This window comes from Escherichia sp. 94.0001 (genome assembly GCF_013369155.2).
GTDB lineage: Bacteria > Pseudomonadota > Gammaproteobacteria > Enterobacterales > Enterobacteriaceae > Escherichia > Escherichia coli_F.
The window spans coordinates 1-23,963 of record NZ_JABWMS020000068.1 but is presented as its reverse complement, the minus strand read 5'-3'; the positions used below and the strand labels follow the sequence as shown (position 1 = coordinate 23,963).

29 protein-coding genes are annotated in these 23,963 nt (G+C 50.4%); 12 read left to right on the top strand and 17 right to left on the bottom strand.

The window, feature by feature from the left end; all coding sequences use genetic code 11:
• The first annotated feature begins 434 nt into the window (after positions 1 to 434).
• The 4 genes from drpB (at position 435) to vsr (ending at position 3,387) form a co-directional block, all read left to right on the top strand.
• The gene (drpB, locus tag HEN33_RS20930; protein WP_243040254.1) at positions 435 to 716 is read left to right on the top strand and encodes a cell division protein DrpB; all 282 of its coding nucleotides are present in this window, start codon (positions 435 to 437) and stop codon (positions 714 to 716) included.
• Positions 717 to 755: 39 nt separating this feature from the next.
• Complete coding sequence (locus tag HEN33_RS20925) at positions 756 to 1,451, top strand: phosphohydrolase (RefSeq protein WP_175101741.1); 696 nt, start codon at positions 756 to 758, stop codon at positions 1,449 to 1,451.
• Positions 1,452 to 1,517: 66 nt separating this feature from the next.
• Positions 1,518 to 2,936, top strand: coding sequence for a DNA-cytosine methyltransferase (gene dcm / locus HEN33_RS20920; RefSeq protein WP_176263368.1), 1,419 nt, complete (start codon positions 1,518 to 1,520; stop codon positions 2,934 to 2,936).
• A complete protein-coding gene (gene vsr, locus HEN33_RS20915) occupies positions 2,917 to 3,387 on the top strand; it encodes a VSPR family DNA mismatch endonuclease (protein WP_160523673.1) in 471 nt (156 codons plus the stop codon). Before dcm ends, vsr begins: the two co-directional genes overlap by 20 nt.
• Here the strand turns inward: vsr and yedA are convergent.
• Positions 3,376 to 4,296, bottom strand: coding sequence for a drug/metabolite exporter YedA (gene yedA, locus HEN33_RS20910; RefSeq protein WP_097399264.1), 921 nt, complete (start codon positions 4,294 to 4,296; stop codon positions 3,376 to 3,378). The genes vsr and yedA overlap by 12 nt on opposite strands.
• 172 nt (positions 4,297 to 4,468) lie before the next feature.
• On the opposite strand from yedA, the gene HEN33_RS20905 reads away from it, so the two are divergent.
• The 3 genes from HEN33_RS20905 to dgcQ all read left to right on the top strand — a co-directional run bounded on the left by HEN33_RS20905 (position 4,469) and on the right by dgcQ (position 7,512).
• Positions 4,469 to 5,386 carry a DUF808 domain-containing protein gene (locus HEN33_RS20905; RefSeq protein WP_000922683.1) on the top strand — a complete coding sequence of 306 codons (918 nt, stop codon included), beginning with the start codon at positions 4,469 to 4,471 and terminating at the stop codon, positions 5,384 to 5,386.
• 78 nt (positions 5,387 to 5,464) lie between these two features.
• Positions 5,465 to 5,647: a YodC family protein gene (locus tag HEN33_RS20900; protein WP_000009244.1), complete on the top strand. Its 183-nt coding sequence runs from the start codon at positions 5,465 to 5,467 to the stop codon at positions 5,645 to 5,647.
• Between the two features lie 170 nt (positions 5,648 to 5,817).
• A complete protein-coding gene (gene dgcQ / locus HEN33_RS20895) occupies positions 5,818 to 7,512 on the top strand; it encodes a cellulose biosynthesis regulator diguanylate cyclase DgcQ (protein ID WP_176263367.1) in 1,695 nt (564 codons plus the stop codon).
• Here dgcQ and HEN33_RS20890 read toward each other — a convergent pair.
• Both HEN33_RS20890 and yodD read right to left on the bottom strand, forming a co-directional pair.
• Positions 7,509 to 8,324, bottom strand: coding sequence for a mannosyl-3-phosphoglycerate phosphatase-related protein (locus tag HEN33_RS20890; RefSeq protein ID WP_105278976.1), 816 nt, complete (start codon positions 8,322 to 8,324; stop codon positions 7,509 to 7,511). The genes dgcQ and HEN33_RS20890 overlap by 4 nt on opposite strands.
• 297 nt (positions 8,325 to 8,621) lie before the next feature.
• Positions 8,622 to 8,849 (bottom strand): peroxide/acid resistance protein YodD, encoded by a 228-nt coding sequence (gene yodD / locus HEN33_RS20885; protein WP_001353131.1) that lies wholly within the window; start codon positions 8,847 to 8,849, stop codon positions 8,622 to 8,624.
• Between the two features lie 162 nt (positions 8,850 to 9,011).
• Between yodD and dsrB the strand changes: the two genes are divergently transcribed.
• Complete coding sequence (dsrB, locus tag HEN33_RS20880) at positions 9,012 to 9,200, top strand: protein DsrB (RefSeq protein ID WP_000867217.1); 189 nt, start codon at positions 9,012 to 9,014, stop codon at positions 9,198 to 9,200.
• Between the two features lie 43 nt (positions 9,201 to 9,243).
• Here the strand turns inward: dsrB and rcsA are convergent, their stop codons facing one another.
• The 14 genes from rcsA to fliF all read right to left on the bottom strand — a co-directional run bounded on the left by rcsA (position 9,244) and on the right by fliF (position 20,607).
• On the bottom strand, positions 9,244 to 9,867 hold the full coding sequence (gene rcsA, locus HEN33_RS20875; RefSeq protein ID WP_000104001.1) for a transcriptional regulator RcsA: 624 nt from the start codon (positions 9,865 to 9,867) through the stop codon (positions 9,244 to 9,246).
• A 289-nt stretch (positions 9,868 to 10,156) separates the two neighbouring features.
• Positions 10,157 to 10,942: a flagellar biosynthetic protein FliR gene (gene fliR / locus HEN33_RS20870; protein ID WP_000942317.1), complete on the bottom strand. Its 786-nt coding sequence runs from the start codon at positions 10,940 to 10,942 to the stop codon at positions 10,157 to 10,159.
• Positions 10,943 to 10,950: 8 nt separating this feature from the next.
• Positions 10,951 to 11,220, bottom strand: a complete 270-nt coding sequence (gene fliQ, locus HEN33_RS20865) for a flagellar biosynthesis protein FliQ (RefSeq protein ID WP_000187358.1) — start codon at positions 11,218 to 11,220, stop codon at positions 10,951 to 10,953.
• Positions 11,221 to 11,229: 9 nt separating this feature from the next.
• Positions 11,230 to 11,967: a flagellar type III secretion system pore protein FliP gene (gene fliP / locus HEN33_RS20860; protein ID WP_001253450.1), complete on the bottom strand. Its 738-nt coding sequence runs from the start codon at positions 11,965 to 11,967 to the stop codon at positions 11,230 to 11,232.
• Positions 11,967 to 12,332, bottom strand: a complete 366-nt coding sequence (fliO, locus tag HEN33_RS20855; RefSeq protein ID WP_001059109.1) for a flagellar biosynthetic protein FliO — start codon at positions 12,330 to 12,332, stop codon at positions 11,967 to 11,969. Before fliO ends, fliP begins: the two co-directional genes overlap by 1 nt.
• A 2-nt stretch (positions 12,333 to 12,334) precedes the next feature.
• Positions 12,335 to 12,748 carry a flagellar motor switch protein FliN gene (gene fliN, locus HEN33_RS20850; protein ID WP_001281692.1) on the bottom strand — a complete coding sequence of 138 codons (414 nt, stop codon included), beginning with the start codon at positions 12,746 to 12,748 and terminating at the stop codon, positions 12,335 to 12,337.
• Positions 12,745 to 13,749, bottom strand: coding sequence for a flagellar motor switch protein FliM (gene fliM, locus HEN33_RS20845; protein WP_001353133.1), 1,005 nt, complete (start codon positions 13,747 to 13,749; stop codon positions 12,745 to 12,747). The genes fliN and fliM overlap by 4 nt, the downstream gene beginning before the upstream one ends.
• A 4-nt stretch (positions 13,750 to 13,753) precedes the next feature.
• Positions 13,754 to 14,218 (bottom strand): flagellar basal body-associated protein FliL, encoded by a 465-nt coding sequence (gene fliL / locus HEN33_RS20840; protein WP_000133109.1) that lies wholly within the window; start codon positions 14,216 to 14,218, stop codon positions 13,754 to 13,756.
• A 104-nt stretch (positions 14,219 to 14,322) separates the two neighbouring features.
• Entirely contained in the window at positions 14,323 to 15,450 is a 1,128-nt protein-coding gene (locus HEN33_RS20835) for a flagellar hook-length control protein FliK (RefSeq protein WP_176263366.1), read from the bottom strand.
• Positions 15,447 to 15,890, bottom strand: a complete 444-nt coding sequence (fliJ, locus tag HEN33_RS20830) for a flagellar export protein FliJ (RefSeq protein ID WP_097497502.1) — start codon at positions 15,888 to 15,890, stop codon at positions 15,447 to 15,449. Before fliJ ends, HEN33_RS20835 begins: the two co-directional genes overlap by 4 nt.
• A 21-nt stretch (positions 15,891 to 15,911) precedes the next feature.
• A complete protein-coding gene (gene fliI, locus HEN33_RS20825; protein WP_000213273.1) occupies positions 15,912 to 17,282 on the bottom strand; it encodes a flagellar protein export ATPase FliI in 1,371 nt (456 codons plus the stop codon).
• Complete coding sequence (gene fliH, locus HEN33_RS20820) at positions 17,282 to 17,968, bottom strand: flagellar assembly protein FliH (RefSeq protein WP_001282678.1); 687 nt, start codon at positions 17,966 to 17,968, stop codon at positions 17,282 to 17,284. Before fliH ends, fliI begins: the two co-directional genes overlap by 1 nt.
• A complete protein-coding gene (gene fliG / locus HEN33_RS20815; protein WP_000067950.1) occupies positions 17,961 to 18,956 on the bottom strand; it encodes a flagellar motor switch protein FliG in 996 nt (331 codons plus the stop codon). The genes fliH and fliG overlap by 8 nt, the downstream gene beginning before the upstream one ends.
• Positions 18,949 to 20,607, bottom strand: a complete 1,659-nt coding sequence (gene fliF, locus HEN33_RS20810; RefSeq protein ID WP_176263365.1) for a flagellar basal-body MS-ring/collar protein FliF — start codon at positions 20,605 to 20,607, stop codon at positions 18,949 to 18,951. The genes fliG and fliF overlap by 8 nt, the downstream gene beginning before the upstream one ends.
• Before the next feature lie 214 nt (positions 20,608 to 20,821).
• Between fliF and fliE the strand changes: the two genes are divergently transcribed.
• From fliE to HEN33_RS20790, 4 genes are all read left to right on the top strand, one after another.
• Positions 20,822 to 21,136: a flagellar hook-basal body complex protein FliE gene (fliE, locus tag HEN33_RS20805; RefSeq protein WP_176263364.1), complete on the top strand. Its 315-nt coding sequence runs from the start codon at positions 20,822 to 20,824 to the stop codon at positions 21,134 to 21,136.
• A gap of 333 nt (positions 21,137 to 21,469) precedes the next feature.
• The gene (gene emrE, locus HEN33_RS20800) at positions 21,470 to 21,802 is read left to right on the top strand and encodes a multidrug efflux SMR transporter EmrE (RefSeq protein WP_001070440.1); all 333 of its coding nucleotides are present in this window, start codon (positions 21,470 to 21,472) and stop codon (positions 21,800 to 21,802) included.
• A 168-nt stretch (positions 21,803 to 21,970) separates the two neighbouring features.
• The gene (gene ybcL, locus HEN33_RS20795) at positions 21,971 to 22,522 is read left to right on the top strand and encodes a Raf kinase inhibitor-like protein YbcL (protein WP_001613319.1); all 552 of its coding nucleotides are present in this window, start codon (positions 21,971 to 21,973) and stop codon (positions 22,520 to 22,522) included.
• A 9-nt stretch (positions 22,523 to 22,531) separates the two neighbouring features.
• Positions 22,532 to 23,329, top strand: a complete 798-nt coding sequence (locus tag HEN33_RS20790; protein ID WP_176263363.1) for a helix-turn-helix transcriptional regulator — start codon at positions 22,532 to 22,534, stop codon at positions 23,327 to 23,329.
• Positions 23,330 to 23,963: the final 634 nt, after the last annotated feature.

Genomic DNA, 23,963 nt, shown 5'->3' with positions numbered 1-23,963 from the left:
ATATCAATGGGTTATGGATTTTATGGAAAGATAGGGAGTGTCAATGATTTTTGCGCCAGACGGCCTATGTGATCGCGCGCACATTAATGAAGGCATAAAAAAAGCCGGCATCATGCCGGCCCAAAAAATATAAACAAGACGATAAAAGGCTAATAACGGGGTTATCATGACACAGAAATCTAAAAAGGTATAATTGTATTCAGTGCTAATGTATTGTTTGGGTGAATTAATAAAACCATTATCCAAGATAAAAATAAATCTTTATTGCTGTTTTTCCGGTAATTATTGCCGTTGTGCAAAAACTATCTATTTGTTCAAAAAATGATTGAGTCTTGACTGACTCATCCAATGTGGAAAAATGTGACTTTTATCACATAATAGTACTAAGTCTGAATTTTCCGGGTTATCTCAAAATGGAATACGGTTCGACAAAGATGGAAGAGAGACTCTCTCGCAGCCCTGGCGGCAAATTGGCTTTGTGGGCTTTCTATACATGGTGTGGCTATTTCGTCTGGGCAATGGCGCGATACATCTGGGTGATGAGCCGGATCCCCGATGCCCCCGTGTCGGGATTTGAAAGTGATTTAGGATCTACTGCGGGGAAGTGGTTAGGAGCATTGGTCGGATTTCTGTTTATGGCCCTGGTTGGTGCCTTGCTAGGCGGCATTGCCTGGTACACCCGACCTCGTCCCGCACGTAGCAGACGCTATGAATAAAAACTGCTAAGGTTGCGACTCTTTGGCAACGGAGCGCGTATGGACTTACAACACTGGCAGGCACAGTTCGAAAACTGGTTGAAAAACCATCATCAACATCAGGACGCGGCACATGACCTGTGTCATTTTCGCCGCGTCTGGGCTACGGCACAGAAACTGGCGGCAGATGACGACGTTGATATGCTGGTGATTTTAACCGCCTGTTATTTTCACGATATCGTGAGCCTGGCGAAAAATCATCCGCAACGGCAGCGTTCTTCAATACTGGCAGCAGAAGAGACGCGTCGCCTGCTGCGTGAAGAATTCGCGCAATTTCCAGCAGAAAAAATCGAGGCTGTTTGCCATGCCATTGCCGCACACAGTTTTAGCGCGCAAATTGCCCCTTTAACGGTGGAAGCTAAAATCGTTCAGGATGCGGATCGGCTGGAAGCTCTGGGGGCGATTGGCCTGGCGCGTGTGTTTGCCGTTTCGGGGGCGTTGGGCGTGGCATTGTTTGATGGCGAAGATCCGTTCGCGCAGAATCGCCCACTTGATGATAAACGTTACGCGCTGGATCATTTTCAGACTAAGTTGCTGAAGCTACCGCACACCATGCAAACCATAAAAGGCAAACAACTGGCGCAGTACAACGCGCAATTTTTAGTCGAGTTTATGGCGAAGCTCAGTGCCGAGCTGGCGGGAGAGAATGAAGGTATCGATCACAAAGTGATTGATACGTTTTCACCGGTTGGCTGAGCGCGTGGCCCTAAATGATGGTAATTATGTTAACCTGTCGACCATCTCAGATGGCCGGTTAAATCTATGCAGGAAAATATATCAGTAACCGATTCATACAGCACCGGGAATGCCGCACAGGCAATGCTGGAGCAACTGCTGCAAATTTATGATGTCAAAACGCTGGTGGCGCAGCTTAATGGTGTGGGTGAGAATCACCGGAGCGCGGCAATTTTAAAACGTGCGCTGGCGAATGACTCAGCATGGCACCGTTTAAGTGAGAAAGAGTTCGCCCATCTGCAAACGTTGTTACCCATTCCACCGGCACATCATCCGCATTATGCGTTTCGCTTTATCGATCTATTTGCCGGGATTGGTGGTATTCGTCGCGGTTTTGAATCGATTGGTGGGCAGTGCGTGTTTACCAGCGAATGGAACAAACATGCGGTACGCACTTATAAAGCCAACTATTATTGCGACCCGGCGGCGCATCACTTTAATGAAGATATTCGCGACATCACTCTCAGCCACAAAGAGGGTATAGGTGATGACGCGGCGGCGGAACATATCCGTCAACATATTCCTGAGCACGATGTTTTACTGGCCGGTTTTCCTTGTCAGCCGTTTTCTCTGGCTGGCGTATCGAAAAAGAACTCACTCGGACGAGCGCACGGTTTTGCCTGTGATACCCAGGGCACGCTGTTCTTCGATGTGGTGCGTATTATCGACGCGCGTCGCCCGGCGATTTTTGTGCTCGAAAACGTCAAAAACCTGAAAAGCCACGACCAGGGGAAAACGTTCCGTATCATCATGCAGACGTTGGATGAACTGGGCTATGACGTGGCAGATGCAGAAGATAATGGCCCGGACGATCCGAAAATCATTGACGGTAAACATTTCCTTCCGCAGCACCGTGAACGCATCGTGCTGGTGGGTTTTCGTCGCGACCTGAATCTGAAAGCCGATTTTACCCTGCGTGAGATCAGCAAATGTTTCCCTGCACAGCGAATGACACTGGCGCAGTTGCTGGACCCGATGGTTGAGGCGAAATATATCCTGACGCCGGTGCTGTGGAATTACCTCTATCGTTATGCGAAAAAACATCAGGCGCGCGGTAACGGCTTCGGTTATGGAATGGTTTATCCGAACAATCCGCAAAGCGTCACGCGTACGCTTTCTGCTCGTTATTACAAAGATGGCGCGGAAATTTTAATTGATCGCGGCTGGGATATAGCCACGGGTGAGAAAGACTTTGACGATCCGCAGAACCAGCAACACCGCCCACGTCGGTTAACGCCTCGTGAATGTGCGCGCTTAATGGGCTTTGAAGCACCAGGAGAAGCGAAATTTCGCATTCCGGTTTCGGACACTCAGGCCTATCGCCAGTTCGGTAACTCGGTGGTCGTGCCGGTCTTTGCCGCGGTGGCAAAACTGCTTGAACCAAAAATCAAACAGGCAGTGGCGTTGCGTCAGCAAGAAGCAAAACATGGCCGACGTTCACGATAAGGCTACACGCAGCAAAAATATGCGCGCAATTGCCACGCGCGATACGGCGATTGAGAAGCGCCTCGCCAGTTTGTTAACCGGGCAGGGACTGGCGTTTCGCGTTCAGGACGCCTGTTTGCCCGGACGCCCGGATTTTGTTCTTGATGAATATCGCTGCGTGATATTTACCCACGGTTGCTTCTGGCACCATCATCACTGCTATCTGTTTAAAGTGCCCGCGACTCGAACCGAGTTCTGGCTGGAGAAGATAGGTAAAAATGTTGAGCGCGATCGCCGCGATATCAGTCGCTTGCAGGAGCTTGGCTGGCGCGTACTGATTGTCTGGGAGTGTGCGTTACGTGGGCGCGAGAAGCTGACGGATGAAGCGCTTAGCGAGCGTCTGGAAGAGTGGATCTGCGGCGAAGGTGCCAGCGCGCAGATCGACACGCAGGGGATTCATTTACTCGCTTGATGCGTCCTGAATAACTGGCGCAACTACGGGTTTTGCCGGGAAAAGATATTTTCCTAACGTGACCAGTACCACCGCGAAGACAATCACGCCGAGCGCCAGCCATTCTATCTTAGACAGAGTCTCTCCGCCCAGTCCCGTACCCAGCAAGACCGCGACCACCGGGTTAACGTAGGCGTAGCTGGTGGCGAGAGCCGGACTGACGTTGCGGATTAAATACATATAAGCGTTAATGGCGATAATCGAACCAAACAGCGCCAGATAGCCGACCGCAAGGAAGCCTGAAAGGGAAGGGATCGCCGTCAGTTTTTCACCCGCAATCATCGACGCAATCATTAACACCACGCCAGCCGCCAGCATCTCAATCGCACCCGCCATCATCCCTACAGGTAAGGTAATGCGCGAGCCATAAACCGAGCCAAACGCCCAGCTAATCGAGCCGATTAAAATCAGAATCGCGCCCCACGGATTGCCGCTTAAATTACCCCCGCTATTGAGCATGATGATTCCGGCAAGCCCAATGGCGATACCCATCCATTCCAGTTTGCGCGTTTTAATGCCAAACAGGCGGCTGAAGCACAGGGTAAAGAGGGGCACGGTTGCAACCACTACGGCGGCGATGCCGGATGGAACATTTTGATGTTCGGCAACTGTCACCATGCCATTACCGACAGCCAGCAATAACAGGCCAATCAGCGCGGCATTGAGCAGCGGACGTAGCGGGGGGAGTTTGTGTCCGCGCAGTAGCAAAAATGCCATCAATAAAATACCGGCTGCCAGGAATCGAACGCCCGCCATCATTAACGGAGGCCAGCTTTCCACGCCAATCCGAATGACAAAATAGGTTGAGCCCCAAATGATATACAACGCAAACAGCGCGCCAAAAAGCGGTAATAACTGGCGGAAACGCATAATCCCTCACGGTGGAAATAAAAAGGTGGTTCATAGTAAACGTGAAAATCATTCTGCTGGCGAGAGATATAATTGCACTTGATTGTTAAAAAAATGTTGACCTATGAAGCAAGTATCAGAGCTGCCGTTTTTGCTTCATACTTACTCCCTTCAACAATAAAAATGAGAGGGAATGCTTTTGGCCGGGAGTAGTTTACTGACGTTGCTCGATGATATCGCCACACTGCTGGACGATATCTCCGTGATGGGCAAACTGGCGGCGAAGAAAACCGCCGGTGTACTAGGGGATGATTTATCGCTCAATGCACAACAAGTTTCAGGTGTGCGTGCCAACCGGGAACTTCCCGTGGTCTGGGGAGTGGCGAAAGGATCGCTGATCAATAAAGTGATTCTGGTACCGCTGGCGCTGATCATCAGTGCATTTATCCCGTGGGCGATTACGCCTTTGTTGATGATTGGCGGCGCGTTTCTCTGCTTTGAAGGGGTAGAGAAAGTGCTGCATATGCTGGAGGCGCGTAAACACAAAGAAGATCCGGCGCAGAGTCAGCAGCGTCTGGAGAAGCTGGCGGCGCAGGATCCGCTGAAGTTTGAAAAGGACAAAATAAAAGGGGCGATTCGTACTGATTTTATTTTGTCTGCGGAAATCGTCGCCATCACGCTGGGGATTGTGGCAGAAGCGCCGTTGCTTAATCAGGTGCTGGTGCTTTCAGGCATCGCACTGGTAGTGACCGTGGGCGTCTACGGGCTGGTAGGGGTTATTGTTAAGATTGATGACCTGGGGTATTGGCTGGCGGAAAAATCCAGCGCGCTGATGCAGGCATTGGGTAAAGGGTTATTGATTATCGCGCCCTGGCTGATGAAAGCGTTATCAATTGTCGGCACGTTGGCGATGTTCCTCGTCGGTGGCGGGATTGTGGTTCATGGTATTGCGCCGCTGCATCACGCTATTGAACATTTCGCCGGGCAGCAAAGTGCAGTGGTGGCGATGATATTACCGACTGTTTTAAATCTGATACTTGGTTTTATCATCGGCGGCATCGTGGTGCTGGGAGTGAAAGCGGTAGCGAAAATGCGCGGTCAGGCACATTAATACTCGCACTGGCTATTATGCAAAATTCGCCATCTTCAACTAAGGTGAACAAGTTTCACTCGAAAAAAGGAGGCGAGTATGAGCTTTATGATTAGTGAGGAAGTAACGGTTAAAGAGGGCGGCCCGCGGATGATTGTCACCGGCTATTCCAGCGGTATGGTTGAGTGTCGTTGGTATGACGGTTATGGGGTCAAGCGGGAAGCTTTTCATGAAACCGAGCTTGTTCCGGGGGAGGGGAGTCGTCCTGCGGAAGAAGTTTGAAAGGGTATCATTAACACCAGGCCGGATCACATCCGGCCTGGTGTGCCAATGCCTGCAATGAATGATAGTCGCGTCTTATCATGCCACCATTATAAAATTATCGCTGTTTTGCGGTACGCTATCGCCAGGTTATGCCAGAATCATAAAAAAGCAGGTTGGGAGTCGTCAGGGTGCAGCACGAGACAAAAATGGAAAACCAGAGCTGGTTGAAAAAACTTGCGCGCCGCCTGGGGCCTGGTCATGTCGTTAATCTCTGCTTTATCGTAGTGCTGCTTTTTTCCACCTTGCTCACCTGGCGTGAAGTGGTGGTTCTGGAAGATGCCTATATCTCCAGCCAGCGTAATCATCTGGAAAACGTAGCTAACGCGCTCGATAAGCATCTGCAGTATAACGTCGACAAACTGATCTTTTTGCGTAATGGCATGCGCGAAGCTCTCGTAGCGCCACTGGATTTTACCTCTTTGCGTAATGCCGTAACGGAGTTCGAACAGCATCGCGACGATCACGCCTGGCAAATCGAACTCAACCGACGACGCACCCTGCCAGTCAATGGCGTTTCGGATGCATTAGTCAGCGAGGGAAATCTCCTGTCTCGCGAAAATGAAAGCCTCGACAATGAAGTTACTGCTGCGTTGGAGGTTGGTTACTTGCTACGACTGGCGCACAATTCCTCGTCGATGGTCGAACAAGCTATGTATGTCTCGCGTGCCGGATTTTACGTTTCGACGCAGCCGACCTTGTTTACGCGCAATGTACCAACGCGTTATTACGGCTATGTCACCCAACCCTGGTTTGTCGGCCATTCGCAACGAGAAAATCGTCAACGCGCGGTACGTTGGTTCACCTCGCAGTCAGAACATGCCAGCAATACTGAACCTCAGGTTACCGTCAGTGTTCCGGTAGACAGTGATAACTACTGGTATGGCGTGCTGGGGATGAGTATTCCCGTGCGTACCATGCAGCAATTTTTAAGAAACGCCATCGATAAAAACCTCGATGGTGAGTATCAGCTCTATGACAGTAAGCTGAGATTATTGACCTCTTCTAATCCTGACCATTCAACAGGGAATATTTTTGATCCTCGTGAACTGGCCTTGCTGGCGCAGGCAATGGAACATGACACGCGGGGCGGCATTCGTATGAACAGTCGCTATGTTAGCTGGGAACGTCTGGACCATTTCGACGGTGTGCTGGTGCGCGTCCATACGCTAAGCGAAGGCGTGCGTGGTGATTTCGGCAGTATCAGCATTGCATTAACCCTGCTGTGGGCGCTCTTTACCACCATGTTACTCATCTCCTGGTATGTGATTCGCCGGATGGTCAGCAACATGTATGTTTTGCAAAGCTCGTTGCAGTGGCAGGCGTGGCACGACACCTTAACGCGTTTATATAACCGTGGCGCACTGTTCGAAAAAGCCCGTCCGCTCGCTAAATTGTGTCAGACGCACCAACATCCTTTTTCTGTCATTCAGGTCGACCTTGACCATTTTAAAGCGATTAATGACCGCTTTGGTCATCAGGCGGGCGACCGTGTTCTTTCTCATGCTGCTGGATTAATTAGCAGTTCCTTGCGTGCGCAGGACGTTGCCGGGCGGGTCGGTGGCGAGGAGTTTTGTGTGATTCTGCCAGGGGCGAATCTGGCGCAGGCCGCGGAAATTGCAGAACGTATTCGCCTGAAGTTAAATGAAAAAGAGATGTTGATCGCCAAGAGTACGACGATACGCATTAGTGCCTCGCTGGGGGTAAGCAGCAGCGAGGAAACAGGTGATTATGATTTTGAACAACTCCAGTCACTGGCTGACCGTCGGCTTTATCTCGCTAAACAGGCAGGGCGCAATCGGGTGTTCGCGAGCGACAACGCTTAACGGGCAGAGAGAAAATGGTCCAGGCCTTCACGCCAGCCTTCCGGTCCTTCTCGCTGCGTTCGCCAGACGCGGGCCGGATCCTCATGATGCAGATGCACCCCTTGACGATTTAGCCCTTTCACAATCACCGCGTAATCCATTACCTCCAGTAAGGGCGCATCGTTTGGCCCATCGCCCAGACCAAGCGTGGTTGGTCGTTTGCCTAACGATTGTTGATAGGTCGCGATGATCCAGTTTGCGGCCTGATCTTTTCCGGCAGAGGCATCCAGTACGTGCCAGAAGCGCGCCCCCTGCATAAACTGCAAGCCCAGCTCGTTCAGACGGGCGGTAAATTGCGCCATTCGCTCGTCACTGTCGCGCCAGATAAGCGTTACAGATGCCTCATGTAACTGCGTCAGTGCCGCCTGGCTACGGCTTAATCCCGTCCATTCGGCGATGGTTTCATCGTCGACGTCATCAAAAGTTGTGAATTTAAAATGCTCTTTCTCACGCAGCGTATTTAATACCTGGCTGATTTCGCCATGGCTAATACCTGAGATGATGCGTGGAAAACCGTCTATATCCTGCCATTGCTCAGCAAGCTGGATCACTGCGCCATTTTCGGCAATCAGCGGTAAACCTTGTAGCCCCAACGTTTTTTGCAAGTACAGCATTTCCGCCGAGGTTTTACTGCTACACAGAATGACAGGAACATTTGCTTGCCGTAAACGGGTGAGCCAGGAGGCGGCCGGTTGCCAGTCATAACTATGACTGTCCAGCAGGGTGCCATCAAGATCGCTAAAAACCAGTAGTGGTTGTTGAATTGAAAGCATGGTTGCGCAGTACTCCCCTTACCAGGATGATTCTCAAAACAGCACAAATTATCAAAGATGATTTTTTCGGGAGCGATCCCGTTGACGCCAGAGCCACCAAGGGGTGACGCGCGTCACATTTCTATTCATAAGTAGCGTTAATCATTCATATCACGAATATTTTCTTGTCAGCGAAAAAAATTGCGGATAAGGTGATGAACACATCAGATTTCCTGGTGTAACGAATTTTTTAAGTGCTTCTTGCTTAAGCAAGTTTAATCCCGACCCCCTCAGGGTCGGGATTTTTTTATTGTGCATTCAACGATTCACTTCAGAGACGCTGAAGTCATGAATATCCAGTTCGAAGGCATCCGCCAATTCACGCCATGTATGATATTCACGTCCATCGACACTAACGTGTTCAGGATCGTGCTGGCTGCGATGAACTTCGCTTTCGCTAATTTCATTGATCGCCGCCAGCAGGGCATCGACATCGACACTGACCTCACGTTTTGCGGTATCGCTGTACTCTTTTGCGGTTTTCATCATCTTTCCTCGCAACCGTTACTCTGTTGTTGCCGCCAGTCGTTAAGTCCGCCTGGCATCTCTTAAGTATAGACCGTCGAGAAAATCAGCACTCGCGCGCGCCTGGCGCTGCCAGAAAAACGAAATTGTTCTACACTGGCACAAAGCCACAGGAGGAAAACGATGAAGGTGAATGATCGGGTAACAGTCAAAACGGATGGCGGTCCGCGTCGTCCTGGCGTGGTACTGGCAGTTGAGGAGTTTAGTGAAGGCACAATGTACCTGGTTTCGCTGGAAGACTACCCGCTCGGCATCTGGTTCTTTAATGAAGCAGGGCATCAGGACGGTATCTTTGTGGAGAAAGCAGAGTAATCTAATTCAGCCTGACTGGTGGGAAACCACCAGTCAGAATGTGTTAGCGCATGTTGACAAAAATACCATTAGTCACATTATCCGTCAGTCGGACGACATGGTAGATAACCTGTTTATTATGCGTTTTGATCTTACGTTTAATATTACCTTTATGCGATGAAACGGTCTTGGCTTTGATATTCATTTGGTCGGAGATTTGAATGGTTCCCTGACCTGCCATCCACATTCGCAACATACTCGATTCGGTTCGGCTCAATGATAACGTCGGCATATTTAAAAACGAGGTTATCGTTGTCTCTTTTTTCAGAATATCGCCAAGGATATCGTCGAGAGATTCCGGTTTAATCGATTTAGAACTGATCAATAAATTTTTTCTGACCAATAGATATTCATCAAAATGAACATTGGCAATTGCCATAAAAACGATAAATAACGTATTGGGATGTTGATTAATGATGAGCTTGATACGCTGACTGTTAGAAGCATCGTGGATGAAACAGTCCTCATTAATAAACACCACTGAAGGGCGCTGTGAATCACAAGCTATGGCAAGGTCATCAACGGTTTCAATGTCGTTGATTTCTCTTTTTTTAACCCCTCTGCTCAACAGATACCCGGTTAAACCTAGTCGGGTGTAACTACATAAATCCATAATAATCGTTGACATGGCATACCCTCACTCAATGCGTAACGATAATTCCCCTTACCTGAATATTTCATCATGACTAAACGGAACAACATGGGTCACCTAATGCGCCACTCTCGCGATTTTTCAGGCGGACTTACTATCCCGTAAAGTGTTGTATAATTTGCCTGGAATTGTCTTAAAGTAAAGTAAATGTTGCGATATGTGAGTGAGGTTAAAACAAATATTTCGCCACAGGAGTATCCTGGAAGATGTTCGTGGGTATTATTTTTCAGATAATCCTTAGGATAACAAGATAAACATTAGGGAATCATATTACAGGTAATTCGCTGATAATATCTGCCAGCAAATTAAAAATTTCACTGAATAAATGTTCGCAAAAAGGAGCAATTAACGGCATTAATGCCGCCATTAATGAGATACCGACAGTCAGAGTTAATGGAAATCCAATAACAAAAATGGATAATTGCGGGGCCATACGATTCAGTAAACCTAATGCCAGATTCAGTGTCAGCAGCAGAGTAATGAGCGGTAACGCCAGCATCAGTCCATTGAGGAAAATCAAACTCCCTGCTTTGGTGAGTGCCAGAAACGCATTGCTATTCAACGGCTCGCCACCAATAGGCAGGGTGTGAAAGGTATCCACCAGCAGTGAAATCAGCCATAAATGACCGTTAAATGTCAGGAACAGCAGTAACGCCAGCATATCCATGATGCGCGCTAAAACGGGCATATTGAGATGGCTGCCCGGATCGACAAACGTTGCAAATGACAGTCCCATTTGCAGACCGATAATTTCGCCAGCGGTTCGCACAGCGGCAAAAGCAAACTGCATGGTAAAACCAAGCGCAATGCCGATCAGGATCTGCTGCACGGCCAGCCACAGAGCAAAGAACGAAAAAACAGGAACATCGTTGGCAGGTAATGATGGGGCAATGGCGAACGTGATCATCATTGCCAGACCCAGTTTTACCCGTTTCGGCACGCTGCGTTCGCTCAGAATTGGCGCGGTAGAAATGAGCGCCAGCACGCGCAGTAACGGCCAGAAGTACAGACTTAGCCAGGAAAGCCATTGATCGCTTGTCACCTGCAACATTGTACGGGCTACCCGATGATATACGGCAGGTTAGTGAACAAGGTACGGACGTAATCCAGCAACAGATTGAGCATCCACGGTCCGGCAATAATAATGGCGATAAATACGGCGATGATTTTCGGAATAAACGACAGCGTCATTTCATTAATCTGCGTGGCGGCCTGCAAAATACTGATGATAAGGCCCGTGACCAACGCCACCAGCAACAGCGGGGCAGCCAGCGCCAGCGCAACTTTCATCGCTTCAGTCCCCATCATCATGACCGATTCAGGTGTCATTTTGCCTCTCTAGCTGTAAAAGCTCTGCGCCAGCGAACCGACCAGCAATTGCCAGCCATCCACCAGTACAAACAGCATCAGTTTAAAGGGCAGAGCAATGGTGGCCGGGGGCACCATCATCATCCCCAATGCCATCAGTACGCTGGCAATCACGAGGTCGATAATCAAAAAAGGAATGAAAATCGTGAAGCCTATCTGAAATGCGGTTTTCAGCTCGCTGGTCACGTAGGCCGGGAGCAAAATGCGCATTGGCACGGCTTCAGGTCCCTGCAACGGGCCGGTATTCGCCAGTCTGGCAAACAACCCTAAATCTGCCTCGCGGGTCTGACGCAGCATAAACTCACGCAGCGGCTGCGCCCCTTTTTCCAGCGCCTCCTGCATTGAGATTTTCTCTTCGCTGAACGGCTGGTATGCATCGACATAAATTTTGTCGATCACCGGCGACATTATAAAAAAGGTCAAAAACAGTGCCAGCCCCAGCAATACCTGGTTAGGTGGCGCGGAGGGCGTTCCCAGCGCGTTACGCAATAAACCAAAAACAATGATGATACGGGTGAAACTGGTCATCATCAGTAAAATTGCCGGAATAAACGTCAACGAGGTGATGAACACCAGCGTCTGCACCGGGAGTGACCAGCTTTGTCCACCGCCAGGCAGCGGCTGGCTGGTGATACCCGGCAGTTGTGCGAAGGCGAGAGGGGTAACCAGCCAGAGAAGAACAGGTGCGACAGACAACAAACGACGCATCAGGATCTCCCGCTACGCTTAAGCAAGTTTTTCATGACCGACTGAAAATCGGTCTGCGGTATCTCTTCCGTTGGCGCAGAAGAGGGAAGTTTATGCAGCAGATTGATTTGCCCTGCGGTAACGCCGAGCACCAGGCGTGCATCTTCCACATCGACTACCACGACCCTTTCACGCGCGCCCAGCGAAGCACTGGCGCTAATTTTCAGACCGTTAACGCCAGTTCGTTTGGGGGCAAATCCCAGCCGTTTTACCAGCCAGGCAGCAGCGAGGATCAGGGCAATAATGGCGATCAGTGCGCCGCTCACCTGCAGCAGCGGCGCAGCAGAAACCGGCGCGGACGGTTGCACAGTAGCGTGGTTATTCATCGCTAACGGCTCAGGCGGCGCATTCGCTCAGACGGAGTAATGATATCGGTGATCCGCACGCCATATTTATCGGCAACGACCACCACTTCGCCCTGAGCGATTAAATAACCGTTGATCAGAATATCCAGCGGTTCGCCTGCCAGGCCGTCCAGCGCTACGACTGACCCTTGTGTCAGGCGCAACAGCTCTTTGATGGTCATCCGCGTGCGGCCCAGTTCGACGGTCAGCTTAACCGGAATATCCATAATCAGGTCGATATCCTGCAACGTTCCGCTGACATCACCGCCGCCAAATTGCTGGAATACCGCGTCTGCAGCGCTTTTACTGCTGGTTGATTTTTGTTCGCTCAACGCTTCAGCCCACAGATCGTCCATTGCGCCGTTGTTATCATCGGCCGGATTATTCAAGTCACTCATTTGGGCTGTTCCTCGTTCAGAGAATTCAAAATCGGGTTAATCAAATGTTCAATCCGTAACGCATACTGGCCGTTGAGGGTGCCGTACTGGCTGGTCAGCACCGGAACGCCGTCAACATGGGCGATGATGCGATCGGGTTTTTCTATCGGCAGGACGTCGCCGGGTTTCAGTTTTAAAATTTGCGACAGACGCAGCGATATATCGGCAAAGTTAGCGACCAGCTCCAGCTGTGAGTGCTGCACCTGACGCACCAGGTTATCGCGCCAGTTCTGATCTTCATTTCGTGAGTTTTCCAGCGGCGGGTTAACCAACAATTCCCGTAGCGGCTCGATCATGCTGAATGGCAGGCAGATATTAAATTCGCCGGTCAGGTTGCCAATCTCCACATGGAACGGTGTGTTAACCACGATGTCGTTCGGCGAGGTGGTGATATTGGTAAATTTCACCTGCATTTCCGAACGCACGTACTCTACATCCAGCGGATTAATTGCTTTCCAGGCGTCGCTATAGCCTTCCAGCGCCAGCTTCAACATGCGGTTGATGACGCGCTGTTCAGTATGGGTAAACTCGCGACCTTCCACTTTGGTTGGGAAGCGTCCATCGCCGCCAAACAGGTTATCCACGGCGATAAACACCAGACTCGGCGAGAACACCACCAGCCCTGTGCCGCGTAGCGGTTTCAGGTGGATTAGGTTCAGGTTGGTCGGCACCGGCAAGTTGCGGGCAAATTCATGGTACGGCTGAATGCGGATGGCCCCGACAGTAATATCCGGGCTACGGCGCAGCAGGTTGAACAGCCCCATACGAAAATGGCGGGCAAAACGCTCATTAATGATTTCCAGCGCCTGCAAACGTTCGCGTACAACCCGTCGTTGGGTATTCGGATCGTACGGACGAATGTCACTATCGCCGCTAACACTGGCCGTCGGTTCGTCTTTGACTTCGCTGTCACCATTCAACAGCGCATCAATTTCAGCTTGAGAAAGAATACTATCGCCCATGTCGTTATCGCAGAATGAAAGCGGTATACAGCACGTCGGTGACATCCTGTTTCGGTTGCCCGGCAACAAGCGGGGTGGAAAGTGTGGCTTTAATCTCAGCAATCAGGCTTTTCTTGCCTTCTTCTGTCGCCAGTACGGCAGCATCCTGACGCGAAAACAGTAACAGCAAGCGGCTACGGACTTCCGGCAAATACTCACTTAGCCGCGAGCGGGTAGCTTCATCTTTTAGCCGCAGAGTTATGCCGATATAAAGTACGCGATCCGCATCACCCAAATTGACCGTAAAGGTATCCAGCGCATAGAAGACCGGGGAGGGCACGACGCGCTGCTGCGCTTTGTCGTCAGCGGCAACCTGATGCGAATGCCAGTAGCTGTAACCTGCGCTGGCACAGGCCGCGAGGGTAATGAATACCAGAATCGGGATCCAAAGCGATCGCTTGCTTTTCTTGCTTATCGCGTAATCAGTCATGTGTTGCGGTCTTCCTGTGTCGCTACTGCTTATCGGCCAATTATCCTGCGTCTTGAACGCAACAAAGCGGGGAAAAGACGCGGATTACGGTGCTACCTCTGACGTTAGGCGAAAATATCAACGCCACTGTTGTCTGTTACGCGCCCTTGTAAGGAGACGGGAACGGGTAGCGCATCGTCGTCTTCACCCGCCAGAGGTTCATGATTTGCTGTGCGCTGGCTTTGCTGTTGCTGTGAAGCGGCCTGTTGCTGACCACTAAAGCTTTCGCCACTGATGTTGCTTTGCCCTAACTGAATGCCACTTTCTGCCAGCTGCGTACGCAGTACCGGTAGCGCAGCTTCCAGCGCGGCGCGTACGTGCTGATGCGGTGACACCATCTGGATTTGCGCCTGGCTATCATCCACTTTGAGGGAGATTTGTACTTCACCTAAATCCTGCGGGTGCAGACGCAACTCTGCACTTTGTTGCCCCTGGCGGGTAAACAGCGAAATATGCTGGCTTAATGATTGTTGCCATTCGTGAGAACCCAGCGGCGCACTCAAAACAGGTGCTGCGACGGTGGGCATCGGCTGTGTCTGGTGCGGAGTGATGAGCGGGCTGACGGCAGCGGTCACCGGCGAAGGTGTGCTGATGACTTCCGCTTTACTCTGGGCCTCTGCTACCAGCGGTGTTACTGGCTGAGCTTGCGCGTCAGGGGCGTCATCGGGCTGTGCGGTTGTGAATTGCGCCGTAGTCAGTTTTGTGTAGAGAGTTGGTTTCTCTGTCGGTAACACGGTTGACGGCGCATCAGCCACTTTGGGCGTATTGTCAAAACCCGGCAACATCGCAAAAAGGGCGCTCAGGCTTGCGGTGACGTCTTCATTAAGCTCATCCGCTTTTTCGTCTTTTGTCGTATTTTTGTCAGCCACCGCAGCCAACGTCATCGTCTGAGCGGTGGTTAACGGTGTTGATGTGGATTGTTCGTCGTTGATGACAGGCGGTATTCCATCCTCAGGGATCAGTAAATCCGCTTGTTGCACATCGGAAAGAATATCGCTAACCAGCGGCTCGCCTTTTGTTGTGGGCTTCTCTGTTGCCACCAGCAACTGGGGGGCCGCTTTGTCGGTTGTTGTTTCACCTGCTAATGCTCCGCTCAACAATGCGAGAAAATCTTGTGTAACATCGCTGGCTTTACCGCCGGGCAATATGGCGATGTCAACGTCAGCGGTAATCACGGGCGCTAAGCGAATCATTCGGGTTTCCTCATGGTGGCACGTTGGGCGAACTCATCCATCTTTTTCTGATCGAGACGGTTTTCTGCAAGCAGTGCCGCCGTGGATTGCCGTTCCTGCAGTGTCTGCCAGGCTTGCAAACGTTGTTTCTTTTCTCGCCAGCTGTTCAGGGCAATGTCAACTTTCTGCGTCCACTGATTAAGTTGCTGGCGATGCTGAGTAATGGCTTTTTCCAGCGTCTGGATAAACTGCTGATAGTTGATCCAGCGGTTACTGGTCATCCCGGCACTCATATCGCTGTTGAGGTTATTGCGATATTCATTCTGATAATCGATCAGCATTTTGAGTTGTTCCTCTGCCTGCTGGCATCCGCGACGCATTTCACCCAGCAGGCGCGCGGCTTCTTCTACCTCTTTTTCTGCCAGATCTTTCAGGGTCGCCAGCGCGCCATGTTCTGCCATCTGCCGTTATCTCCTGCGTTTTCACACTGTCGGGAATATGCGCTCCAGCCCCTGGAGAGACTCTTCCCAGTCCGCGCGTTCAAAAATGCCTTGTTGCAAATAGCCCTCCAGCTGCGGCCACAGAGCGATGGCTTTATCGAGCATTGGATCGCTGCCTTTGGCATACGCGCCGACGCTAACCAGATCGCGGTTACGCTGAAAACTCGACAACAGCTGTTTGAAGGTGCGCACTCGCGCGTAATGTTGCTCGCTGATCAACGCCGTCATTGCACGGCTGATCGACGCTTCAATATCAATCGCCGGATAGTGTCCGGCTTCCGCCAGACGACGAGAAAGAACAATGTGACCGTCGAGGATCGCCCGTGCGGAGTCGGCAATCGGGTCCTGCTGGTCATCGCCTTCGGTGAGCACGGTATAAAACGCCGTAATTGAGCCGCCGCCGCTGATACCGTTACCGGCACGCTCGACCAGCGCCGGTAATTTGGCGAATACCGACGGTGGATAACCTTTGGTGGCAGGCGGTTCGCCAATCGCCAGCGCAATCTCACGCTGGGCCATCGCGTAGCGGGTGAGGGAGTCCATAATCAGCAACACATGCTGACCACGATCGCGAAAATCTTCGGCAATGCGCGTGGCATAGGCGGCACCTTGCATTCGCAGGAGCGGAGACACATCCGCTGGAGCGGCAATCACCACGGAGCGTGCACGCCCTTCGGCACCGAGGATATTCTCAATAAAATCTTTTACTTCGCGCCCACGTTCACCAATCAAACCCACGACAATGACATCGGCGCGGGTGTAACGTGCCATCATCCCCAGCAGCACACTTTTACCGACACCAGAACCAGCAAATAGCCCCATACGCTGCCCGCGCCCAACGGTAAGCAGGGCATTGATTGGGCGCACGCCCGTGTCCAGCACATGTTCAATCGGTGTACGTTGCAACGGGTTAAAAGGCGGGGTGATCAGCGCACCTGTTTCGGTCGTATCGGGGGAGGGAAGGCCATCAAGCGGTTTACCGCTGCCATCCAGAACGCGACCTAATAACGCCGGACCGAGTGGCAACTGCTTGCCGCTTTGCAGCCCTTCAGCCGAAATGTGTTTGGCATAAACGCGCGCGCCGGGCAGGACACCTTCCACTTCTTCCAGCGGCATTAAAAACAGCCGTTGACCGTTAAAACCAACCACTTCGCTTTCTACTTCATGCGTTTCCGACCCGTTCTGGCGCTCAATCACACAGGTTGCGCCGAGCGGCAATTGTAATCCGGTAGCCTCCAGCACCAGCCCGGTAGCGCGAGTTAATCGCCCGTAGCGACGTACCGCAGGCAACTGCGCCATTTTGGCTTCGAAGTTATCCAGCGTGGTTAGCCAGCGAGTCAGGCGCGTGGTCATTACACCACTCCTGGTGCTGCCAGACGGCAGAGTTCTTGCCAGCGAGTAGCGACGCTGGCATCGAGATCGCCTTCATCGGCGGAGACTTTGCAGCCGCCTGGATGGAGCGTGGGATCGCCCCGTAAGCGCCAGCCATGCAAACTTAAGGTTGCGCCCAGCATATCATCAACACGTTGCAGATCATCCGGGTGCACGCGCAGTTGCGGTTTGCCACTGAATAACGGTTCTTGCTGCAATAACTGTTGGATCTGTTTGATCAGCGCCGAGTTGTCCACCGTTGGCGTTTGACCGATGACCTGGCGCGCCGCCTCCAGCGCCATCTGCATCAGGCGCGAAGCAATCACACTATCAAGTGCATCAAGGGTAGTTTGAAATTCGCTGACCAGTTGCTGCATCCGGGCATGAATTGGCGCTTGTTGAGACTTCGCCTCTGCCAGACCTTGCTCCAGCCCCTGGGCCAGTCCTTCCTGATAGCCCTGTTCGTGACCTTGCTGGCGACCTTCGGCAATCCCCGCCTGATAACCCTGCTCGTGGGCCTGCATTTGCAGTTGCGCCAGTTGCTGCTCAAGGCTGGGTTCGGCCTCTTCAATAATGGTTTCTTCCGACTCGACCATTGGCACAAACTCTGCCGGTGGTGGCGCGAGATCGTCCGGCGTCCAGGTTTTCCACGGCAGATTATCAGACATAGGTATCCTCGCCGCTGCCAATCACCATCTCGCCAGTTTCGGCAAGACGGCGCACAATCAGCAGAATCGCTTTCTGTTCGTTTTCGACCTGCGACAGACGCACCGGACCACGGTTGGCGAGATCGTCGCGCAGAATATCGGCGGCACGCTGCGACATATTGCGCAGGAATTTCTCGCGCAGTGGCTGCTCGGCCCCTTTCAGCGCGATCAACAGCGATTCGGAATCCACTTCCTGCAACAGACGCTGGATGCTGCGATCGTCGACATCCACCAGATTTTCGAACAGGAACATCTCGTCGATAATTTTTTGTGCCAGCTCGCCGTCGAATTCACGCACGGCGGTAATAACGGCTTCTTCCTGCTGCGTTTTCATCAGGTTGATAATTTCGGCTGCCGTTCTCACGCCGCCCATTTTGCTGCGCTTGAGATTCTGACCGTCGAGCAAGCCATTCAGTACTTCGGTCAGTTCCGCCAGCGCGGCTGGCTGCACGCCGCCAAAGGTGGCGATACGCAACATCACGTCGTGGCGCAGACGTTCATCGAACAACGCCAGAATATCGGCGGCTTGCGCACGCTTCAGATGCACCAGAATGGTGGCGATAATCTGCGGATGCTCATCGCGAATCAGATCGGCGGCGCTCTGCGGCTCCATAAAGTTGAGCGTTTCAATACCGCTGGCGGTATCGCGGGTTTCGAGAATATCTTCCAGTAGGCTGGCGGCACGTTCTTCACCGAGGGCTTTAACCAGCACCGAACGCAGATAATCGTTGGCGTTGATATTCAGTGCGGCAAACTGTTCAGCTTCTTGCTCAAACTCCGCCAGCACATCGGTTAGCTGCTTGTTGGAGATCTGCGTGACGTTCGCCATTGCTGCACTCAGGGTTTGCACTTCGCGCTGGGAGAGGTGCTTGAACACCTCTGCCGCCCGGTCTTCGCCAATGGTCATCAGCAGGATGACGCTTTTATCGGTGCCTGTCAGGTTACTCATGATCGTTATTTATCCACTGGCGAATGACCAGCGCCACCACGCGCGGATCGTTATCAGACATTTCACGGATACGCTGGCTCATGACCTCTGCCCCCAGACGTTGGTTCGCGCGTCGTTGTTGGAGTTGTTCATCTTTGCTCAGGCGGACTTCCACCGCATCTTCCACTTCCTCGCGGGCCTGCGCCTGTTGCTGCACAGCTTTCATCACCTCAGCGCGACGAGTTAGCTGTGGACGTACCGCTTTACGCCACAGTAGCCACGCCACCAGCAGTACCAGCAACCAGCGTCCGGCGCTCAGCAACTGATCGATAAATACCTGTTGTTGCCAGAACGGCAGTTCTCCACCGCTTTCGTCGCTGCTATTGAACGGCGAGTTAACGACATTGAGCGAGTCACCGCGTTTTTCAGAAAAGCCCATCGCCTCGCGAGTCAGATCTTCAATTTGCTTCATCTGTTCGTTGCTGAGAGGCAACGGTTTGCCATCTGGCAAGGTTTTGTAATTCACCACTACCGCGACTGACAGACGTTGCACATCGCCCACGTTCATTTTGGTATGACGAATGGTGCGATCGACCTCGTAGTTACTGGTTTCATTACGCTGTGTGCTACGCGGCCCACTATTGCTGGTGGTGCTTGCCTGCTGCTGGCGATTATTTTGATTTGCCGGAGGCGTGCTGATCGGCGCGTTATTTGCGGGTGCTGGTTGATTCGACAACGCACCCGGTACGCCGCCTGGATAACCGGAACCGCTTTGCTCGCTCTCATTAAGCTGGCGTGAGCGGAGCGCCGCCTGAGATTTATCACCGTTAGGGCGATACTGCTCTTCGGTTTGCTCCTTACTGGCGAAGTCCAGTTGCGCCGTAACCTGGGCGTGAATATTGCCATTGCCGACAATAGGCGACAGGATCGCTTCAATACGCCGCTGAATTCGGCCTTCGACATCACTGGCATATTTCAACTGAGCATCATTAAGATCGCGCCCGCTGGTGTTGGACTGGGTTAACAGATGTCCGCCCTGATCAACCAACGTCACGTTCCCCGGCGGCAGACCAGCAACTGCGCTGGAAACCAGATGCACAATGGCGCTAATTTGCCCTTCATCGAGTGCGCGGCCGGGTAACAGATTTACCGTCACCGATGCAGAAGGGGATTTTTGCTCACGGACGAATAAAGACGGTTTTGGCATTGCCAGATGTACGCGCGCCCCTTTTACCGGGCCGATAGTTTCGATGGTACGAGAAAGCTCGCCTTCCAGCGCCCGCTGATAATTCACCTGTTCGCTGAACTGGCTAATGCCAAACTTTTCCTGATCGAGCAGTTCGAAACCGACCGCGCCGCCTTTGGGCAAACCTTGTTGCGCCAGGCGCAGGCGCAGTTCGTGAACTTTATCTGCCGGAACTTCAATCGCGCCGCTGGCTTCGCTGAAGCGGTAAGGAATATTCATTTGCGTCAGTTGGCTGACAATTGCGCCACCATCCTGATCGGAAAGATTGCTGAATAATGTGCGGTAGTCGGGGGCTTTCGCCCACAGGATCAGTGCGACCATGACCGCCACTGCTGCGGAACCGGCAACAATCAATGGAATTTTCGGATTCGCACGCAGGCGATTAAGCCACTCAAGAGATTTTGTCTGGGCTGCAGTCGCATTCATCGCGCACCTCGTGGCTGATTATGGACGGCGTTATTGGCAAAGTGGAACAAGACTCACTCCCGGGTCAGCAAACTCGAAAAATTGACGCTGCCATTATTTGTGCTTTCGTTTTTTTCTATCCGCCAATAAACCCGTTTTTTTGTTGCTATTTAGCGCCTTTGTCTTATTGACTTACTGGTAGGCTTTGCTACCAGAAATTATCCGGGAGATGAAAATGTCAGCGATACAGGGGATTGAAGGGATTATCAGCCAGTTACAGGCTACGGCGATGAGTGCGCGTGCGCAGGAATCACTACCGCAACCGACCATTAGTTTTGCCGGGCAGCTGCATGCCGCGCTCGATCGCATAAGCGATACACAAACCGCCGCCCGCACGCAGGCAGAAAAATTCACCCTCGGCGAACCCGGCGTGGCGTTAAACGATGTGATGACCGATATGCAAAAAGCCTCAGTTTCAATGCAAATGGGGATTCAGGTGCGTAATAAGCTGGTGGCGGCGTATCAGGAAGTGATGAGCATGCAGGTGTAAGTTGTGTAACCTGTTGTTGATTACATCCGATCTCACCGCGTGGGGCATGGATGGGGCAAACACACTCAATTTCTGGTTTAAAATGGAAACCTGATTCTGAAAGTTTTCTGCCATCCACGATCTGTAAACGCGATAACATGTTTTGTCTTCGCTTTGCTCATAGGAAGAGTGAACTCTTTCGTTAGCCCTGGGTTCCTTCTGATCATTATTGTTCCTGCCTTTATCTCTTGCCACGCCAGAGCCCCCTGGATACACATACACCAGGATGAAAACGGTGAGTTGTGTTCAAACTGTAGTACAATTCTCTCCAGTATGAACAGGAAAGAATATGCTATGAACCCTTATATTTATCTTGGTGGCGCAATACTTGCAGAGGTCATTGGTACAACCTTAATGAAGTTTTCAGAGGGGTTTACACGGTTATGGCCCTCTGTTGGCACAATTATTTGTTATTGTGCATCATTCTGGTTATTAGCTCAGACGCTGGCTTATATACCTACAGGGATTGCTTATGCTATCTGGTCAGGAGTCGGTATCGTTCTGATTAGTTTGCTTTCCTGGGGATTTTTTGGCCAACGACTGGACCTGCCAGCCATCATAGGCATGATGTTAATTTGTGCCGGTGTGTTAGTCATTAACTTGTTGTCACGAAGTGCACCGCATTAAAAAATAATTATCCTTGAGACAACAGGAATGTAATTTGTGCATATTATGGCTAATGCTGAGGGCAACTTTATAATTATGATTGCATTTGCACGATCATTGCGCCTTTATGCATAATGAGAGCAAGGCACATCAAATAAAATAACGATAGGTCACAACAAAGAGGTTTTTATGAAAAAGCTTATCGTTTCAAGTGTATTGGCATTCATAACATTTTCTGCGCAGGCCGCAGCATTTCAGGTCACTAGTAATGAAATAAAAACAGGAGAGCAACTTACAACGTCTCATGTATTTTCTGGATTTGGGTGTGAGGGGGGTAATACATCGCCCTCATTAACCTGGTCTGGTGCTCCAGAAGGCACCAAAAGCTTTGCCGTAACTGTGTATGATCCAGATGCGCCTACAGGCAGTGGATGGTGGCACTGGACTGTTGCTAATATTCCAGCAACGGTAACATATTTGCCCGCTGATGCAGGAAGACGTGATGGTACAAAACTTCCGACTGGTGCTGTCCAAGGCCGAAATGATTTTGGCTATGCGGGATTTGGTGGAGCATGTCCTCCCAAAGGAGATAAACCCCATCATTACCAGTTTAAAATATGGGCTCTAAAAACTGATAAGATTCCTGTGGATTCTAATTCCAGCGGAGCGTTAGTTGGTTATATGCTTAATGCCAATAAAATTGCAACCGCTGAGATAACACCCGTTTATGAGGTAAAGTAGGATAAGAGTATGCTGGCAAAAGATAGGACTAACCTAAAGATTGAAGAAATACGGATGCATAAACATCATGAGATTCACAGGGTTAAGCCTCTTATGCCAGCTTTATGTCGTATCCGTCAGGGAAAAAAAGTTATCAATTGGGAAACGCATAGTCTAACTGTTGATAATAATCAGATAATTTTATTTCCCTGTGGATATGAATTTTATATTGCGAATTACCCAGAAGCAGGTCTTTATCTTGCAGAAATGCTTTATTATCCCATTGATCTAATTGAAAGGTTCCAAAAGCTTTATGCGATAACTGATCAAATTCGTAACACGACAGGTTTCTGCTTACCTCAGAATCCCGAGTTAATATATTGTTGGGAGCAACTAAAAACATCTATTTTCCGAGGCTTCTCACCGCAAATTCAGGAACACTTAGCAATGGGCGTTCTACTTTCATTAGGAGCACATCATGTTAATTATTTACTTTTATCAGATAGTAAACAATCATTAATAAGTCGTTGTTATAACCTAATGCTATCCGAACCTGGAACAAAATGGACAGCAAACAGGGTAGCGAGATATCTCTACATTTCTGTTTCCACATTGCATCGCCGTCTGGCAAGCGAGGGAGTAAGTTTTCAAAGTATATTGGACGACGTGAGGTTAAATAATGCGTTGTCTGCTATACAAACGACAGTAAAACCCATCAGCGAGATTGCCAGGGAAAATGGTTACAAGTGTCCTTCTCGTTTTACTGAAAGGTTCCATAATCGTTTTAAGATAACACCAAGAGAGCTAAGAAAAGCGTCCAGAGAGTAAAACTATTTTATGAAGAAGTAGCTGCATCGTTTTTTATTTTGGAAAATCAATACGGCATACTCAACCTATTGGAGCCTGAACAATTCGGTGACTTCTGCGCTAATCGGGGACGTTTATAAGCACATATAATTGATACTATCTTCCTCCATCACAATTTCAGAAATGCACGTGTGATTTTTTTGCATCCGGCGTTTGGACTATGTGGAGTTCAAGAGTGGGAAAGTTACAAGAGGTTGAGGGGATAATTAAAGGGATGCTTATGACATTAGATATCCGGATAGGTACGGATATCGTTGTTATTAAATCTAGTTTATACGTTAAGATGCAGCTACAGCAGAAATTGCCACTGTTAATTTTTTCATCGTGAGCCCTTTTATTTGAACTATTATTTAAAAATGATGTCACTGAACCACAAATATTCATCTAATCAATGAGATTATTTCAAGATGTAAGTTTTAGTTTCTCATTTAAATTGTGAAGTAGATCCCTATTTTTATCTGAACTGTTTCTATTGCACACAATGCATGACTATTTTGTGAACGAATATAAATTTGGTAGTCAAATTATATTAAAGGTTGTTATTTATGATTGGCTCATAATTTATTTATTTAATTTAAACAGCCTAAAAATAACC

Bases quoted from the DNA above. Each gene is read 5' to 3' on its own strand.
- drpB (WP_243040254.1), top strand. From the start codon at position 435: ATGGAAGAGAGACTCTCTCGCAGCCCTGGCGGCAAATTGGCTTTGTGG.
- HEN33_RS20925 (WP_175101741.1), top strand. From the start codon at position 756: ATGGACTTACAACACTGGCAGGCACAGTTCGAAAACTGGTTGAAAAAC.
- dcm (WP_176263368.1), top strand. From the start codon at position 1,518: ATGCAGGAAAATATATCAGTAACCGATTCATACAGCACCGGGAATGCC.
- vsr (WP_160523673.1), top strand. From the start codon at position 2,917: ATGGCCGACGTTCACGATAAGGCTACACGCAGCAAAAATATGCGCGCA.
- yedA (WP_097399264.1), bottom strand. From the start codon at position 4,296: ATGCGTTTCCGCCAGTTATTACCGCTTTTTGGCGCGCTGTTTGCGTTG.
- HEN33_RS20905 (WP_000922683.1), top strand. From the start codon at position 4,469: ATGCTTTTGGCCGGGAGTAGTTTACTGACGTTGCTCGATGATATCGCC.
- HEN33_RS20900 (WP_000009244.1), top strand. From the start codon at position 5,465: ATGAGCTTTATGATTAGTGAGGAAGTAACGGTTAAAGAGGGCGGCCCG.
- HEN33_RS20890 (WP_105278976.1), bottom strand. From the start codon at position 8,324: ATGCTTTCAATTCAACAACCACTACTGGTTTTTAGCGATCTTGATGGC.
- yodD (WP_001353131.1), bottom strand. From the start codon at position 8,849: ATGAAAACCGCAAAAGAGTACAGCGATACCGCAAAACGTGAGGTCAGT.
- dsrB (WP_000867217.1), top strand. From the start codon at position 9,012: ATGAAGGTGAATGATCGGGTAACAGTCAAAACGGATGGCGGTCCGCGT.
- rcsA (WP_000104001.1), bottom strand. From the start codon at position 9,867: ATGTCAACGATTATTATGGATTTATGTAGTTACACCCGACTAGGTTTA.
- fliR (WP_000942317.1), bottom strand. From the start codon at position 10,942: ATGTTGCAGGTGACAAGCGATCAATGGCTTTCCTGGCTAAGTCTGTAC.
- fliQ (WP_000187358.1), bottom strand. From the start codon at position 11,220: ATGACACCTGAATCGGTCATGATGATGGGGACTGAAGCGATGAAAGTT.
- fliP (WP_001253450.1), bottom strand. From the start codon at position 11,967: ATGCGTCGTTTGTTGTCTGTCGCACCTGTTCTTCTCTGGCTGGTTACC.
- fliO (WP_001059109.1), bottom strand. From the start codon at position 12,332: ATGAATAACCACGCTACTGTGCAACCGTCCGCGCCGGTTTCTGCTGCG.
- fliN (WP_001281692.1), bottom strand. From the start codon at position 12,748: ATGAGTGACTTGAATAATCCGGCCGATGATAACAACGGCGCAATGGAC.
- fliM (WP_001353133.1), bottom strand. From the start codon at position 13,749: ATGGGCGATAGTATTCTTTCTCAAGCTGAAATTGATGCGCTGTTGAAT.
- fliL (WP_000133109.1), bottom strand. From the start codon at position 14,218: ATGACTGATTACGCGATAAGCAAGAAAAGCAAGCGATCGCTTTGGATC.
- HEN33_RS20835 (WP_176263366.1), bottom strand. From the start codon at position 15,450: ATGATTCGCTTAGCGCCCGTGATTACCGCTGACGTTGACATCGCCATA.
- fliJ (WP_097497502.1), bottom strand. From the start codon at position 15,890: ATGGCAGAACATGGCGCGCTGGCGACCCTGAAAGATCTGGCAGAAAAA.
- fliI (WP_000213273.1), bottom strand. From the start codon at position 17,282: ATGACCACGCGCCTGACTCGCTGGCTAACCACGCTGGATAACTTCGAA.
- fliH (WP_001282678.1), bottom strand. From the start codon at position 17,968: ATGTCTGATAATCTGCCGTGGAAAACCTGGACGCCGGACGATCTCGCG.
- fliG (WP_000067950.1), bottom strand. From the start codon at position 18,956: ATGAGTAACCTGACAGGCACCGATAAAAGCGTCATCCTGCTGATGACC.
- fliF (WP_176263365.1), bottom strand. From the start codon at position 20,607: ATGAATGCGACTGCAGCCCAGACAAAATCTCTTGAGTGGCTTAATCGC.
- fliE (WP_176263364.1), top strand. From the start codon at position 20,822: ATGTCAGCGATACAGGGGATTGAAGGGATTATCAGCCAGTTACAGGCT.
- emrE (WP_001070440.1), top strand. From the start codon at position 21,470: ATGAACCCTTATATTTATCTTGGTGGCGCAATACTTGCAGAGGTCATT.
- ybcL (WP_001613319.1), top strand. From the start codon at position 21,971: ATGAAAAAGCTTATCGTTTCAAGTGTATTGGCATTCATAACATTTTCT.
- HEN33_RS20790 (WP_176263363.1), top strand. From the start codon at position 22,532: ATGCTGGCAAAAGATAGGACTAACCTAAAGATTGAAGAAATACGGATG.